Origin of the sequence: Aliivibrio finisterrensis (assembly GCF_008933155.1) — a bacterium.
Lineage (GTDB): Bacteria > Pseudomonadota > Gammaproteobacteria > Enterobacterales > Vibrionaceae > Aliivibrio > Aliivibrio finisterrensis.
Genome location: NZ_WBVP01000025.1, coordinates 23,164 through 39,565 on the forward strand (window position 1 = coordinate 23,164; position 16,402 = coordinate 39,565).

A 16,402-nucleotide genomic window follows, 5' to 3' on the forward strand; every position below is an offset into this window, starting at 1 on the left:
GTTAGGCGATCTAGTTTGGAGGCAAAATGAAAGTAAAGCTATATAAATATACTCCACATATAAAAAGTTTCCTTGAGAATCCTATGCTCAGGTGTACTCCGGCACATGATTTAAATGATCCATTTGAATTGCAACCAAATTTAATAACTTTAGATGAATTTTCAAAAGTGTATACGGGATCATATTTATTTAATGATGTAGCTCGATTCTTTGATCTTAGAACATCAGATAGTGGGGTAATATCTCTATCTGAAACAAAATCTAATTTATTGATGTGGTCTCATTATGCAGATGAACACAAAGGAGCAGTAATAGAATTTACATTTGACGTTGAATTTAACACGGAACAAAAAATGTTACAACGTGGCTTCCTTGAGTCTATATATGATAATAAATATTTATTTGACCGCGTAAAATATCGTCTTGAAAGAGAACCTGATAATGAAGTGTTTAATACTCCAGGTTATGAGTTATTTTTAGATTTAAAAGCTCATTTGTCTTTTACTAAAGCAGAGGCTTGGAGTTATGAAAAAGAGTATCGGTTTCTTTGTGAGTTAAATAGCGCAGACATTATTTGTATAGCAGATAGTGAAGAAACAAGATTAACTTTAAGTGGTTTTGGTTTTTCATTTGAAAAAGCTAGTTTTAATCCAAGGTTACTTAAATTAACGAATTACCATGAACACTCAAATGATTTTAAAAAAGATCTAGAACGTAGCTTTAAAAGGCAAGAATTGATGTCAACGCTAAAAAAAGAAATGAAATCAATATTCCATTTTTATAAAGTTAAGCCAGATAGCATTACAGGTATTTACTTAGGATGTAAATCTCAAATAGATATAAAAAGCTTATTATCAAATGGGCAAGTAATGGATAAGTATAAGAACTTAAGAGGGAATGTTAATATGTCTAAATTATGTCAGCAGCGCTATGAAATGGTGTTCGAAAAAATCGCCTAACAAATGCATCAACACGATTTGCTACACTCGGCGTTGTCAGTTTGCCTTTAGTTTCAGTGATTAAGGCGTTAAATTCAGCTAGGTTTGTATCGTAGCAAACGTGTTATGCAGGCGTTATGTGATTGGAGTAAGTAAATGAATTCACGGTTGTTTCTACAATGGCTTGAGTATGCAATAGATCGAGTTGGTAATGGTTACTTTGGTTATGCAGAAAGGGTATATTGCTATGAGCTTTATCATTTTGTACGCGTAGCGATGTATGCTTATGAAAGGCAATATGGTCAAATTGAGAATGTGTTTTTGCATTCTGAATTAGTAAAATCAATCGTACCGGATGAAGAGGCTCAAGTACTGGAAATTTTGCCACTTCAAAGTAGGCGAATGCCAGATTTTCTTTTCCATTCTCCAGGGAATGCAGATCATCAGTTGGTTGCTATTGAAGTTAAAGTGACTTCACCATTATCTCTTGATGAACTGGTAAGTGATCTGCAAAAACTTTCGGAACTCAGAGTTAATTATCGCTATGAAATGGTGATATTTCATTGTGTAAACAGCTCCATTGATAGGATTTTCACCTTAATTGAAAGAGCCTTAAATCGAGGTATTGAGTTGGATCCCCAAATTCTAGTCATATGTAAACCAGCATATGGGGAAGCAATTCAAAAGATGACAGTCAGTGCGATAATTGAAGAAATCACATAACAAAGCAATCAACACGATGCTAATTACACTCGGCATTCGTGGTTTGAAGTATAATTGGTTTGGTAATTAAGTCGTTCGCACGTGTTATTGCGGCGTTATACCGCAAATCTCTGAATGGAAGCTGAATCGCATTCTTTTATAATTTGTTTCTTTATACTTATTGTCGTAATGTCATAAAAAATAATTAGTTAGGAGGCAGTAGGTGAAAATAATATTTGTCGATGCTGAAAATGTTGGCTTGAAAGAACTCGAAAAAATTAAAGCTTCAATTGTTGATAAAGTACTTGTATTTTCAAGGATTGAGTCAATTAAGCAAACCTGTGAGAAATTATTATATTTATGCCTGTCTGACTATCCAGAAGGGGCAAATCAGGCTGATTTTCATATTATCGCGTATCTATCGAGGACGTTAGTCTCACTTAGTCGAAAAGAGCTTAATTTAATCACGTTCGAACTTTTTAGTAATGATGAGAATCTGATTTCAGCATTTAAGTTTCAATGTGATTTATTAGGTGGTAACTGTGAAGCTATTCGGACTAAGCCTGATGTCGTAGTGTCTATTGTTTCTAAATCAGCAGAAGATAAAATCTATAATAGTCTGAAGCAACCAACTGAATTAGCTCCGTTACAAGACAAATTGAAGTTACCTAGATCTGAGTTTACCAAGGCGATTAATAGTTTAGTTAAAGATATTAAAATTGAACGTTCAGTCGAAAGTAAGAAAAAATGGGTACAGGTTAGGTAGCGGTATAACAAATGCATCAACACGATTTGCTACATTCGGCGTTGTCGGTTTGCCTTTAGTTTCAGTGATTAAGGCAGTAAAATTCAGCTAAGTCTGTATCGTAGCAAACGTGTTATGCAGGCGTTATGTAATTTTAGGCATATCACCCTTAAAATGAATTTAAATTTCCTAAAGTAGCTTTTACCTGGTGATGCACCATTTATTAGTTGTGAGGGTTAACTGTTAGTTTGATATTTATGATATGGTAGATGTTAATTTGAATATTCAGTGAGTGACGTTATGAGTAAGATTAGTGATTTTTTTGATTTAGCTGCTGAAACTTTAGCGACCTTTGATAAGTCTATAGATGATGCGAAAGAGAGGCAAAAGTGTGAGCATGAAGCCGAAATCCTAAAGATTTTGAAAAATTATAATGACAAAAATAAGACAAACTTTTCTTCTTTGGATGAATTGGAGTCACATCTAGACTCCTCTCTAATAGCCCTGAAAGATAAATTCATTAAACTGGGTTTAAATTAGTAACTAAGTTTTATTATCAGCTTGGGTTGTGTTTTCCAATTTGCACTGCCATCGCATAAATTACATAACAAATGCATCAACACGATTTGCTACATTCGGCATTCTAGGTTTCTTTGAGTTTACTGTATTAAGTGGTAAATTTGAGCTTAATCTGCATGGTCGCAAACGTGTTATGCAGGCGTTACACGAACTCTAAGATCGCAGTTTTTTGGCTCAGTTCAGCGATTGAGCCGTTAGTTTTTTAGGCGTGAAAGTAGGGTGGTTTTACTTTTTTTTTGTTGCCTTTTGGTTTTCATTTCGTCAAGTTCGGCATTGAACTATTATTGTCCTAAATTCAGGCGTTTCAGCGGCTAATTTACGCTTCAATTGTTCTTTGGTTATGCCTCATTTTATTCTGTATCAGTGTTTTCCTCTTAGCATTTTCAACCCCAATTGTGGTTAGGATATTTGGTTTATCAGTTCCAAGCTGGCTGAAACTCAGTCGTACAAATGGCGTAAGAAAAAGGGATTGTTTCGTTTCACAGTTATTGCCGTTGAAATGATATTTTGCTCGCTTAATTGAGCCAGTCTAATTAAACTCAGTTTACAGTAAATCTCGGTAAATCAATTCTTTACCAAGTTAATGGAAGCGTTGACAAAGATCGTGTAACAAATGCATCAACACGATTTGCTACACTCGGCGTTGTCAGTTTGCCTTTAGTTTTAGTGATTAAGGCAGTAAAATTCAGTTTAGTCTGTATCGTAGCAAACGTGTTATGCAGGCGTTATGTGTTTTTTTGAGATTATTGCAATAACCAGTATTCAGCCTTAAAGTAGGTTATCCATCTTCAGAGGTAAGTCTTATGATAAGTTGCAATGAATATGATTATATTGAAATCGTCTGCTTATACCGATATCCAGTTAGGTTAACGATGAAAGTGGGCGAGTCTATCAAAGGCGTTGCTCTTGATACATCACGTAATGAAAGTAAGAATGAATGTATCAAACTCAATGCTAATGAAACTGAAATTCTAGTTGAATTGGATGGTATCTCTAAACTGGAAGTTTTAATTGATAATCCACATTTTTCTGAGGTTATCTTTAAATAATCTCTAGATATTCATAATATTTCTGTGAGTTGGTTTATTTGAGTCATCTATTTTTTAGTATTACTGCGATCCCTTTGAGAGGGAATTATTTGGCTTATAAGAACACACATAACAATCGCATCAACACGATTTGCTACATTCGGCATTCTAGGTTTCTTTGAGTTTACCGTATTAGGTGGTAAATTTAGGCTTAATCTGCATGGTAGCAAACGTGTTATGCAGGCGTTATGTTCTTCTTTTTTAAAGTAAAATCGCGGCGTACTTCAAAAAAATTCATTTATTAAATCATAGTAATACAGTATTTGTAGCCAATCATTATTAATTCGAATATAAATTAAACCGTAATTGTTCAGTTGGTTACGGCTAAGCTCTTGAGCTTATTATACTTTTAATTATATATGGAAATTGTAAAATGAAAGATATCTTCTTTTTTGATTCAATGCTTACACCAAAGATAATAACTGTCGTTTATTGGTTATTATTAGCGTCAGCGGTTGTTTCAGGTTTAGCTACAATGTTTGCTGGTTACGAGAAAAATTTTCTTGGTGGTTTAGGCATCATCCTTGGTGGTGCAATAGGTGCAAGAATTTGGTGTGAGCTATTAATAGTATTATTCAAAATTCACGAAAATCTTCAAAAGATTGCGAATAAATCAGATGTTGAAAAAGATTAATCTGTCCAGTTTGAAACGAACATAACAATTGCATCAACACGATTTACTACACTCGGCATCTCAGGTTGTCGGGTGTTTCTCGTTTTAGGTCGTCAATATTAAGTATAATTGTATAGTAGTAAACGTGTTATGCAGGCGTTATACCCTCAGGAGGAAATTATGGCAACAACGGAAGTTATTGAATTAGCACTTAAAGATATCTTTTCTGGTATTGAGTCCTTAAAAAAGGCGCAACCTAAAAAAGAATTTACTATTGATGGGCGTTTGGTCGGGGATATTGGTGAAACCATTGTAGAAAGAGATTATTCATTGTCGTTATACGATGGTATGGCAAAAGATTATGATGGTGAAACTGATTGTGGTCGAAGGGTGCAAATTAAAGCTACTTTTAAAGATTCGTTAACGTTTAAGAAAGTATCTGATTATTATATTGGTATAAAAATTTTTGAAAATGGAACGTATGAAGAAATTTTTAATGGCCCAGGTTCATATATCGAAGCCGAATACTCCCACAGGAAAGGCTTTGGTGAAAAATTATTATCTTTCCCAATTAAACGACTTAGAGAGTTGTCGCTAGACGTTCCTATGAATGAGAAAATTCAACAACGGGTATAACAAATGCATCAACACGATTTGCTACACTCGGCGTTGTCAGTTTGCCTTTAGTTTCAGTGATTAAGGCGTTAAAATTCGGCTAGGTCTGTATCGTAGCAAACGTGTTATGCAGGCGTTATACCCTAAAAGGTCAATTAAGGAAGAATATCTATGCTAAATCTGTTGAAAGTGGTTGTTATTACTAACCTATTAGCTGTTTTAATCGTATTCATTCTTTCCAAATATGTCCCCTTTTTCAACTCAACAAGTTTGATGGATTTTCTATTCTTTATCGTGATTATTATCTGGGGAATAGCTAAATTAACTTGGGATGGAAATAGCCAAAGTTGTAATTGGGCGCAAGACCCAGCTTCAAATAAAACAATGAAAATGGTTTCTAATCATGATTTTGAGTCTGATTTTCATGAACAAAAAAGACTGAATTATCAGTTTGGTTTGGTTATGTTTATCTCAGGAATCCCAGCATTCTTAGGTAGTATTTTATTATTGGTTACTTCCTAGTTTTGAGGGCGATTTTAGTACGGGTATAACAAAGCAATCAACACGATGCTAATTACACTCGGCATTCGCGGTTTAGAGTATAATTGGTTTGGTAAGTAAGTCGTTCGCACGTGTTATTGCGGCGTTACACGAACTAAAGATAGCAGTTTTTTGGTTCAGTTCAGCGATTGAGCCGTTAGTTTTTTAGGCGAGAAAGTAGGGTGGATTTCCTTTTTCTTTGTTGCCTTTTAGTTTTCATTTCATCAGGTTCGGCAATTAAACATTATTGTCAAAAGTTCATGGGTTTCAGAAACTAATTCACGCTTCAATTGTTCGTGGTTTTGCCTCATTTTATCCTGCATCAGTGTTTTCTTCTCAGCATTATCAATCCTAATTGTTGTTGGGATATTTGGTTTATCCGTTCCAAACTGGCTGAAACCAAATCGTACAAATGGTGTAAGAAAAAGGGATTGTTTCGTTTCACAGTTATTGCCGTTGAAATGATATTTTGCTCGCTTAATTGAGTCAGTCTAATTAAACTCAGTTTACAGTAAATCTTGGTAAATCAATTCTTTACCAATTAAAGCGAAGCGTTGACAAAGATCGTGTAACAAATGCATCAACACGATTTGCTACACTCGGCGTTATCGGTTTGCCTTTAGTTTCAGTGATTAAGGCAGTAAAATTCAGCTAAGTCTGTATCGTAGCAAACGTGTTATGCAGGCGTTATGCCTACGAATAAAAAAGGAAGTTAATGTTTAGAATTGATACGGATAATCTTATTTTACGCGATATGATGCCTGAAGATGAAGCGCACTTTGTTGCTATGTCTCAAGATACCAAATACCAACGTTTTTATAATGAGTCAGATTGTGAACCCGATAAATATAAAGAACTAACAAAATTATTTATTGAACAATCAGTTGAAAGTCCACGACATTCGTTTCAATTAGCGATTGAGGACAAAAAGAGTGGAGAGTTTATTGGTACGGTTTGTTTACGCTTAGAATCTGATTTTCAGGCATCAATTGGTTGTGGTTTGTTGAGAAAGTGCCAAGGTTCAGGTTTAATGCAAGAAGCTGCAATTGCATTAGCTGATTTTGGTTTTCGTGAATTAAACGTTCACCGACTGTACGCAGAAACAATTAGTAAAAATGTAGCGGCAATTAAATTATGTGAATCACTAGGTATGCAGAAAGAAGCTCATTTTCGTGAGCATCGATTCTTTAAAAACCAATGGTGGGACACGGTAGTTTTTTCAGTATTGCACGCGGAGTGGGTAAAGGCATAACAAATGCATCAACACGATTTACTACACTCGGCGTCTCAGGTTGTCGGGTGTTTCTCGTTTTAAGGCGTCAATATTAAGTATAATTGCATAGTAGTAAACGTGTTATGCAGGCGTTGTGCGTACTGAGTCCGAAATTTTTTGCACGGTTCATCAATAGGATCGCGGCTTTCGTAGTTTCGGCTTAGTAAGTGTTCCTTTCTTCTTTGTTTCCTTTTGGTTTCCGTTATTATCAGGTTCGGCAAATTAACCCTTATTTTCCTAAGTTCAGGCGTTTCAGAAGCTAATTTACGCTTCAATTGTTCTTTGGTTATGCCTCATTTTAGTCAGCATCAGTGTTTTCCTCGCAGGATTTCCAATCCCAATTGTGGCGAGTATATTTAGTTTATCCGTTCCAAACTCGCTGAAACCAAGTCGTTCAAATGGTGTAAAAAGTGTATTGGTTTTCCATTTACTTCATCTCGCAATTTAAGGATATTTTGTTCGCTTAATTACTATCGCTAAATTAGAATCAGGACTTAGAAAATCTTGGCAGGGCAGTTCTTTACCAAGCTAGCCAAGCCGAAAGTAAGCACGCACAACAATCGCATCAACACGATTTATTACATTCGGCGTTCTGGATTTGCCTTTAGTTTTGTGATTATGGCAGTTAAATTCAGGTTGGTTTGCATGGTAATAAACGTGTTATGCCAGCGTTATACGAACTCTGAGAATGCAGTTTTTTGGTTCAGTTTAGCGATTGAACCATTAGCTTTTTAGGAGGGAAAGTAGGGTGGTTTTCCTTTTTCTTTGCTGCCTTTTGGTGTTCGTTTTATCAGGTTCGGCATTGAACTATTATTGCCCCAAATTCAGGCGTTTCAGAAACTAATCCACGCTTCAATTGTTCTTTGGTTATGCCTCATTTTGGCCTGCATCAGTGTTTTTCTCTCAGCATTTTCAATCCCAATTGTGGTTAGGATATTTGGTTTATCAGTTCCAAACTGGCTGAAACCAAATCGTTCAAATGGTGTAAGAAAAAGGGATTGTTTCGTTTCACAGTTATTGCTGTTGAAGTGATATTTTGCTCGCTTAATTGAGCCAGTCTAATTAAACTCAGTTTACAGCAAGTCTTGGTAAATCAGTTCTTTACCAAGTTAATTGGAGCGAAAGCAAGGCTCGTATAACAAAGCAATCAACACGATGCTATTACACTCGGCATTCGCGGTTTAGAGTATAATTGGTTTGGTAAGTCGGTCGTTCGCACGTGTTATTGCGGCGTTAAACGAACTCTGAGAATGCAGTTTTTTGGTTCACTTCAGCGATTGAACCATTAGCTTTTTAGGTGTGATAGTAGGGTGGTTTTCCTTTTTCTTTGTTGCCTTTTGGTTTCCATTTTATCAGGTTCGGCATTGAACTATTATTGCCCTAAATTCAGGCGTTTCAGAAACTAATCCACACTTCAATTGTTCTTTGGTTATGCCTCATTTTAACACTGCATCAGTGTTTTCCTCTTAGCATTTTCTATCCCAATTGTGGTTAGGATATTTGGTTTATCAGTTCCAAACTTGTTGAAACCAATTCGTACAAATGGCGTAAGAAAAAAGGATTGTTTCGTTTCACAGTTATTGTCGTTGATTGGATATTTTGCTCGCTTAATTGAGCCAGTCTAATTAAACTCAATTTACAGCAAATCTTGGTAAATCAGTTCTTTACCAAGTTAATTGGAGCGAAAGCAAGGCTCGTATAACAAAGCAATCAACACGATGCTATTTACATTCGGCATTCGCGGTTTGGAGTGTAATTGGTTTTGTAAGTCGGTCTTTCGCACGTGTTATTGCGGCGTTAGCTGCTAAAAGGGAGTGGTAAAAATGATTGTAAGGTTAATATTCATATTAGGTTCGATTTTAACTTTTTCTACTTTTGCGGAGGAAGAATTCCAATCTTCGATATGTAAACAGGGGAAGTTACTAGAAACACCGATTACATTTTTTGTATCAAAATCGGTAAGAGATAATTATTCTCCATTTGTTATTGAGGGTTATATTAAGAGTTGGTTAAATTTTTCAAATAAAACTTTAATTAATTCATGCATTCCGATGATAAGGAAGAGTGTGGGTATCATTTATGTAGATGAGCTACTTGGTCGGGAAGTAGAATCTACGGTTTTAGCCCATAATCTACTGGAATACTATTATCCAAAGTTAGTTGAACAAGCATCAAAAGAGTCAACAAGATACTATGGTGTAATTTATGATGATAAATTTTCTGAATTTTCATTTGATTTCACTGGCTCAACTCATGCTTCAGTTAACTCTCAGTTTTTTATTATTAATATTCGAAGTGCTGAATATGTTTTAGAACATGAATTAGGTCATTTGATTGGAGCTAATCATGATGTTGAAACATTATCATATCAAACAGAAGGGAGACCGTTTGATTTAAATATGTGGGAGCCTTTATCGTTTCATCAAACAGTTAAAAAGTATTCGTATGGGTACATTTGCGGTGGGAAAGGAACGGTCATGGCTTATGCAGATGATATTCATCCATTTTATTCTTCACCTGAGATCACATACTCTGGGATAGTATGTGGCCATAAAGATTATGCAGACAATGCAAAAGTACTTAGAGATTATGCTTTGAGTAAATTAAGTGAAGATTGAATACGCAGCTAACAAATGCATCAACACGATTTGCTACATTCGGCATTCTAGGTTTCTTTTAGTTTACCGTGTTAAGTGGTAAATTTGGCTTAATCTGCATGATAGCAAACGTGTTATGCAGGCGTTACACGAACTAAAGATTGCAGTTTTTTGGCTCAGTTCGGCGATAGAACCATTCGATTTCTAGATGTGAAAGTAGGGTGGTTTCTCTTCTTCTTTGTTGCCTTTTAGTTTTCATTTCATCAGGTTCGGCAATTGACCATTATTGTCAAAAGTTCATGGATTTCAGAAGCTACTTCACGCTTCAATTGTTCATGGTTTTGCCTCATTTTATTCTGCATCAGTGCTTTGCTCTCAGTATTTTCAATCCCAATTGTGGCGAGGATATTTGGTTTATCAGCTTAAAACTTGCTGAAACCAGATCGTACAAATGGCGTAAGAAAAAGGGATTGTTTCGTTTCACAGTTATTGCCGTTGAAATGATATTTTGCTCGCTAAATTGAGCCAGTCTAATTAAACTTAGTTTACAGTAAATCTTGGTAAATCAGTTCTTTACCAATTAAAGCGAAGCGTTGACAAAGATCGTGTAACAAATGCATCAACACGATTTGCTACATTCGGCGTTGTCGGTTTGCCTTTAGTTTCAGTGATTAAGGCAGTAAAATTCAGTTTAGTCTGTATCGTAGCAAACGTGTTATGCAGGCGTTACACGAACTCTAAGATCGCAGTTTTTTGGCTCAGTTCAGCGATTGAGCCATTAGTTTTTTAGGTGTGAAAGTAGGGTGGGTTTCCTTTTTCTTTGTTGCCTTTTAGCTTTCATTTCATCAGGTTCGGCAATTGACCATTATTGCCAAAAGTTCATGGATTTCAGAAACTAATTCACGCTTCAATTGTTCATGGTTTTGCCTCATTTTATCCTGAATCAGTGTTTTCCTCGTAGTATTCTCAATCCCAATTGTGGTGAGGATATTTGGTTTATTAGCTCAAAACAGGCTGAAACCAAATCGTACAAATGGTGTAAGAAAAAGGGATTGTTTCATCTCGCAGTTTTTGTCGTTGATGTGATATTTTGCTCGCTAAATTGAGCCAGTCTAATTAAACTCAGTTTACAGTAAATCTTGGTAAATCAATTCTTTACCAAGTTAATGGAAGTGTTGACAAAGATCGTGTAACAAATGCATCAACACGATTTGCTACATTCGGCGTTGTCAGTTTGCCTTTAGTTTCAGTGGTTAAGGTAGTAAAATTCAACTAAGTCTGTATCGTAGCAAACGTGTTATGCAGGCGTTATGTTTTCAATTAAGATCCGTTGTTTTCACCTTGTTACCCACGACGGTTTTCAACCTTGTTCTTTTCTGCAAATCCACAAGGTAATATTAGGTCCATTCATTAACGCCAAGTCAAATGTTGCGAACACTGCTAGAGGCACTTATTGTGAACATCACTGGTAAAATTTATCAAAACTATTGGCAAGATAATGGAATTAGGCATAATTCCTTATGTGTTCAGTAATGCTGGGAATATCTCAACATACTCTTTATGGCTTTCGCCAACAATTGGGGTTAATAAGTAGATGATTAGATTTAAAATATGGTTACTTCTTTTTCTATCTCTTTCGATTGACGCTTCCGAGATGGATGGGTGTGGGGACTTATACAATAGCTTTGTCGATAAAAAAAAGCAGGTTGTAAATTTTAACGAACTGGGAGAGATGCGGGATAATTGGATAAAAAAACATCTCGACATCCATTTTGATTACGAAGATGGTTCGAATGCTTTTGCAAGGACTCGAGTAGTCAAGTTTGCTATTATCGACAGGTTGAAGTCAGAACCATCTTTATACTTAGATGCTTTCTTTATGCCAACAGCTATATATGAACTATCTAGATATTGGAGTTTCAATGGGGTAGATGCTGATACTGGTGAGGTGTTTATCAATATGAAGAAAGAGAGCGTGAGTTTTCTTTTTCAAGATATCGAAGAATACGGTATGTCTACAGCTATTTATGTACTAATATCTGGGAATCGTTCGTTGATCGAAGCAATGTATCAGCCCTTAGGTAATACGCTCTTTTCTCTAGAAGAGCTTTTACCATTGTACCCAGAGTTAACAGGAAGTGATTTAAAGAAATTTTATTCCTGTCGAATTTAATCTTAAGGGTGGTCGTTGAGTTGCTCTTAGCAGGTATAATAATGGCATTACTGTTACTTGCCAAGAGGTGTCGGTTTTTAAGTAACGAGACTGTAATTAGTTTAGGAAATCATCATTAGTATTTTTGTTCTTTGCCAAGTAAACCAAGAATGTTGTCTAAAACATAACAAATGCATCAACACGATTTGCTACATTCGGCGTTGTCAGTTTGCCTTTAGTTTCAGTGATTAAGGCGTTAAAATTCAGCTAAGTCTGTATCGTAGCAAACGTGTTATGCAGGCGTTATGTTTAATGGAAAATATCATGTTATCAATAGAGTTTTGGAAGTTTGCTGCTCCCTTATTTGGGGCTGTAATCGCGTGGTTTGTAAATGAATGGCGAAAGCGTGTTTGGGAACAATATCAGCGGAAAGAAGAGTCTTACAAAGAGTTATTAAGATGCCTACAAGGTTTTTATTCGGGTGCAGATCCAGAAGAGGCTCGAAAACTAAAGTCACAATTTATCAGAGAGGTTAACCAATGTTGGCTTTATTGTCCTGACGACGTTATTAAAAAGGCGTATGCGTTTTTAGATACTGTGAAAGATGGCCAAATGCCTCGCAGCGATGTGGAAAAAGAGGAAGCTGTTGGCTTGTTTGTTGCTGCTATTCGCAAAGATCTTCTTTCTCGTAAAGTTGTTAGCAATACGCTGTTGAGAAAAGAAGACTTTAAGCATTTCAAGTCAAATTAAACATAACAAATGCATCAACACGATTTGCTACATTCGGCATTCTAGGTTTTCTTTGGGTTTACCGTATTAAGTGGTAAATTTAGTTAAGTCTGTATCGTAGCAAACGTGTTATGCAGGCGTTATACGAACTCGGAGAATGCATTTTTTGGTTCAGTTCAGCGATTGAACCATTAGTTTTTTAGGTGTGAAAGTAGGGTGGTTTTCCTTTTTTTTGTTGCCTTTTGGTGTTCGTTTCATCAGGTTCGGCATTGAACTATTATTGCCCTAAATTCAGGCGTTTCAGCGGCTAGTTTACGCTTCAATTGTTCTTTGGTTATGCCTCATTTTAGCCTGCATCAGTGTTTTTCCCTCAACATTTTCAATCCCAATTGTGGTTAGGATATTTGGTTTATCAGTTCCAAACTGGCTGAAACCAAATCGTACAAATGGTGTAAGAAAAAGGGATTGCTTCGTTTCACAGTTATTGCTGTTGATTGGATATTTTGCTCGCTTAATTGAGCCAGCCTAATTAAACTCAATTTACAGCAAATCTTGGTAAATCAGTTCTTTACCAAGTTAATTGGAGCGAAAGCAAGGCTCGTATAACAAAGCAATCAACACGATGCTATTTACATTCGGCATTCGCGGTTTGGAGTATAATTGGTTTTGTAAGTCGGTCTTTCGCACGTGTTATTGCGGCGTTGTGCGTACTGAGTCCGAAATTTTTTGCACGGTTCATCAAAAGGATCGCGGCTTTCGTAGTTTCGGCTTAGTAAGCGAATTTCTTCTTTGTTGCCTTTTGGTTTTCGTATCATCAAGTTCGGCAAATTAGCCATTATTTCCATAAGTTCAGGCGTTTCAGCGGCTATTTTACGCTTCAATTGTTCTTTGGTTATGCCTCATTTTAGTTTGTATCAGTGTTTTGTTCGCAGCATTTTCAATCCCAATTGTGGTTAGGATATTTGGTTTATCAGTTCCAAACTAGCTGAAACCAAGCCGTTCAAATGGTGTAAAAAATGTATCTGTTTTCCATTTACTTCATCTTGAAATTTAAGAACATTTTGTTCGCTTAATTGCTATCGGTAAATTAGAATCAGAGCTTAGAAAATCTTGGCAGGGCAGTTCTTTACCAAGCTAGCCAAGCCGAAAGTAAGCACGCACAACAATCGCATCAACACGATTTATTACACTCGGCGTTCTTGGTTTGCCTTGGGTTTTGTGATTAAGGCGGTTAATTCAGGTTGGTTTGCATAGTAATAAACGTGTTATGCCAGCGTTGTGCGTACTGAGTCCGAAATTTTTTGCACGGTTCATCAAAAGGATCGCGGCTTTCGTAGTTTCGGCTTAGTAAGCGTTCCTTTCTTCTTTGTTGCCTTTTAGTTTTCGTATTATCAGGTTCGGCAAATTAGCCCTTATTTCCCTAAGTTCAGGCGTTTTAGAGGCATTTTTATGCTTCAATTGTTCTTTGCTTATGCCTCATTTGAATTTGCATCAGTGTTTTACTCTCAGCATTTTTAATCCCAATTGTGGCTAATATATTTGGTTTTTCAGTTCCAAACTTGTTGAAACCAAACAGTACAAATGGCGTAAAAAATGTATCTGTTTTCCATTCACTTTATCTCGCAATTTAAGAACATTTTGTTCGCTTAATTGGCATTGGTAAATTAAAATTAGGACTTAGAAAATATTGGCAGGGCAGTTCTTTACCAAGTTGGCCAAGCCGAAAGTAAGCACGCACAACAATCGCATCAACACGATTTATTACATTCGGCGTTCTGGGTTTGTCTTAGGTTTTGTGATTAAGGCGGTTAATTCAGGTTGGTTTGTATGGTAATAAACGTGTTATGCCAGCGTTATGCGCTAAGTCTGTAATATTAAATACGGTTCTTATTTTTAGGAGGTTCTATGAATCAAAAGCAATTTAATCGTTGGGCTAAAATTAAGGAAAAAGGCCAGCTTAGATATGTTGTTGTGCAAAGCTTAATTATGTCGTTAGCAATATTTATTGGACGAGTAATTGGTTTTTTCATTATGGATGACAATGTTTGGCCTGGTTCATTTTTCTATGACAATATGAGTAATTTCATTTTTATCATTTTATTTTCACCGTTTATTGTATTAGTTTTCTGGTATATACAGGAATCGAGTTTTAAAAAAGAATTGAAAATTAGAGATCGCGCATAACAAATGCATCAACACGATTTGCTACATTCGGCGTTGTCAGTTTGTCTTTAGTTTCAGTGATTAAGGCAGTAAAATTCAGCTAAGTCTGTATCGTAGCAAACGTGTTATGCAGGCGTTATAACGCAAAGGGGATATGAAATATTATGGATGATATAGGTAAGTTACTTTATAAATCGGCTGTAGAGCTTATTGAATCTCGCTATCCTAATGGTTGGGGAGGTGCTGCTGCGGTACGTACTGAATCAGGTAAAATTTTAACTAGCGTCGCTCCTGATGTGAAAAATGACGGGTTATCTCTTTGTATGGAAGTTGGGGCGTATTTAGAGGCTCATAAACTAAATGAAGTAGTGACTCATTCTCTTTGTATATGCCGAGAGGATGAAAATAGTGAGTTTCTAATTTTGTCACCTTGTGGAATTTGTCAAGAACGATTAGTGCACTGGGGCGGTAATGTTCAAGCTGCGATAACAACACCTGATAATGCTTTAGTATTTAAGTCGTTGAGAGAGTTAATGCCAAATCATTGGTCGTTAGTCAATGGTGAAGCGTTATAACAAATGCATCAACACGATTTGCTACACTCGGCGTTGTCAGTTTGCCTTTAGTTTCAGTGATTAAGGCGCTAAAATTCAGTTAGGTCTGTATCGTAGCAAACGTGTTATGCAGGCGTTATGTGTTTTTTCTAGCTTAAGGGTATAAATGGAAATTTCTGATTTTTCGATTGAGACATTGAAAGCGTTCGTTACTGGTGATGATTCTCCTGCGCCGTATTTAAGTGGCAGTGAAATGGTTAAGTTCTTTAATTTATTTGGTGTTCGAGATGTCTACTCCTATGGTAATGGTGGATTACCTAATGGAGGTAGCCGTAAAGATTATGCAGTTACTACGTTAAAAGCATTAAATGGTACAGCTCAATTTAAACCAATGATCGAAGGGTTAGTTGATAGTCGAAGATCTTCAAATTATGAAGAAATCGCAGATTGTATTAATAAAATAATAATGCATGACGGATATCAGTTAGAGAAAAATAGCTCGGGCGTTTACAAAGTCTCTGGTGCAGAGATGGAAGATAAAGTTGATGTAGAAGCTCACTTTCAGGCGATTCACGAACAAATTATTAATAATATAAGAAATGCAAAATTTTCAATTTGGGTTGCGATGGCTTGGTTTACCGATAAAGATATTGGAAATGAATTGCTTCAACGACATAAGGCAGGGTTAAATATTCAAGTTATTGTTAATGACGATGAAACTACTGCAAAGTATGGCTTAGATTTCGGTTCAAGAGGTGTTGAATATTATAAAGTAGCTCCATTATCACAATGGGGTAAAAAACTAATGCATAACAAATTTTGCGTGATTGATATAAAAAAGGTCGTACATGGTTCATATAATTGGACTAATAACGCAAAATATAATAACGAAAGTATAACTATTACTGAAAGTCGAGAGTTAGCGGAAGATTTTTCCCAACAATTTATTCAATTAAAACAGGCTCATAAAAAAAGTTAACGTGAGTTTAATTGTTTACACATAACAAATGCATCAACACGATTTACTACACTCGGCAATCTCAGTTTGCCGGGTGTTTCTCGTTTTAAGGCATCAATTTTAAGTATAATGGCATAGTAGTAAACGTGTTATGCA

General features: G+C 36.0%; 15 protein-coding genes. All 15 read left to right on the forward strand.

The annotated features are described in order from the left end of the window. Positions 1–26 precede the first annotated feature (26 nt). Positions 27–959 carry a DUF2971 domain-containing protein gene (locus F8B77_RS15845; RefSeq protein WP_151656512.1) on the forward strand — a complete coding sequence of 311 codons (933 nt, stop codon included), beginning with the start codon at positions 27–29 and terminating at the stop codon, positions 957–959. Between the two features lie 135 nt (positions 960–1,094). After that, positions 1,095–1,661, forward strand: coding sequence for a hypothetical protein (locus F8B77_RS15850; RefSeq protein WP_151656514.1), 567 nt, complete (start codon positions 1,095–1,097; stop codon positions 1,659–1,661). 202 nt (positions 1,662–1,863) lie between these two features. Continuing rightward, positions 1,864–2,406 (forward strand): hypothetical protein, encoded by a 543-nt coding sequence (locus tag F8B77_RS15855; protein WP_151656516.1) that lies wholly within the window; start codon positions 1,864–1,866, stop codon positions 2,404–2,406. A 279-nt stretch (positions 2,407–2,685) separates the two neighbouring features. Continuing rightward, positions 2,686–2,925 carry a hypothetical protein gene (locus F8B77_RS15860; RefSeq protein ID WP_151656518.1) on the forward strand — a complete coding sequence of 80 codons (240 nt, stop codon included), beginning with the start codon at positions 2,686–2,688 and terminating at the stop codon, positions 2,923–2,925. 842 nt (positions 2,926–3,767) lie between these two features. After that, a complete protein-coding gene (locus tag F8B77_RS15865; RefSeq protein WP_026029357.1) occupies positions 3,768–4,013 on the forward strand; it encodes a Rho-binding antiterminator in 246 nt (81 codons plus the stop codon). Positions 4,014–4,425: 412 nt separating this feature from the next. Further along, positions 4,426–4,686 carry a DUF4282 domain-containing protein gene (locus F8B77_RS15870; protein ID WP_061037554.1) on the forward strand — a complete coding sequence of 87 codons (261 nt, stop codon included), beginning with the start codon at positions 4,426–4,428 and terminating at the stop codon, positions 4,684–4,686. Between the two features lie 159 nt (positions 4,687–4,845). Beyond that, positions 4,846–5,301, forward strand: coding sequence for a DUF6998 domain-containing protein (locus F8B77_RS15875; protein WP_151656520.1), 456 nt, complete (start codon positions 4,846–4,848; stop codon positions 5,299–5,301). Positions 5,302–5,451: 150 nt separating this feature from the next. Beyond that, the gene (locus tag F8B77_RS15880; protein WP_151656522.1) at positions 5,452–5,802 is read left to right on the forward strand and encodes a hypothetical protein; all 351 of its coding nucleotides are present in this window, start codon (positions 5,452–5,454) and stop codon (positions 5,800–5,802) included. A 733-nt stretch (positions 5,803–6,535) separates the two neighbouring features. Further along, a complete protein-coding gene (locus F8B77_RS15890) occupies positions 6,536–7,072 on the forward strand; it encodes a GNAT family N-acetyltransferase (protein WP_151656524.1) in 537 nt (178 codons plus the stop codon). Positions 7,073–8,916: 1,844 nt separating this feature from the next. After that, positions 8,917–9,711 (forward strand): zinc metalloprotease, encoded by a 795-nt coding sequence (locus F8B77_RS15905; protein WP_151656525.1) that lies wholly within the window; start codon positions 8,917–8,919, stop codon positions 9,709–9,711. 1,573 nt (positions 9,712–11,284) lie between these two features. Beyond that, complete coding sequence (locus F8B77_RS15925) at positions 11,285–11,863, forward strand: hypothetical protein (protein ID WP_151656527.1); 579 nt, start codon at positions 11,285–11,287, stop codon at positions 11,861–11,863. A gap of 303 nt (positions 11,864–12,166) precedes the next feature. After that, positions 12,167–12,592 carry a hypothetical protein gene (locus tag F8B77_RS15930; protein ID WP_151656529.1) on the forward strand — a complete coding sequence of 142 codons (426 nt, stop codon included), beginning with the start codon at positions 12,167–12,169 and terminating at the stop codon, positions 12,590–12,592. Between the two features lie 1,884 nt (positions 12,593–14,476). After that, on the forward strand, positions 14,477–14,755 hold the full coding sequence (locus tag F8B77_RS15950; protein WP_061014495.1) for a hypothetical protein: 279 nt from the start codon (positions 14,477–14,479) through the stop codon (positions 14,753–14,755). Between the two features lie 143 nt (positions 14,756–14,898). After that, complete coding sequence (locus tag F8B77_RS15955) at positions 14,899–15,309, forward strand: cytidine deaminase (protein ID WP_151656531.1); 411 nt, start codon at positions 14,899–14,901, stop codon at positions 15,307–15,309. 145 nt (positions 15,310–15,454) lie between these two features. Next, the gene (locus F8B77_RS15960; protein WP_151656533.1) at positions 15,455–16,267 is read left to right on the forward strand and encodes a phospholipase D-like domain-containing protein; all 813 of its coding nucleotides are present in this window, start codon (positions 15,455–15,457) and stop codon (positions 16,265–16,267) included. The last annotated feature ends 135 nt before the right edge of the window (positions 16,268–16,402 follow it).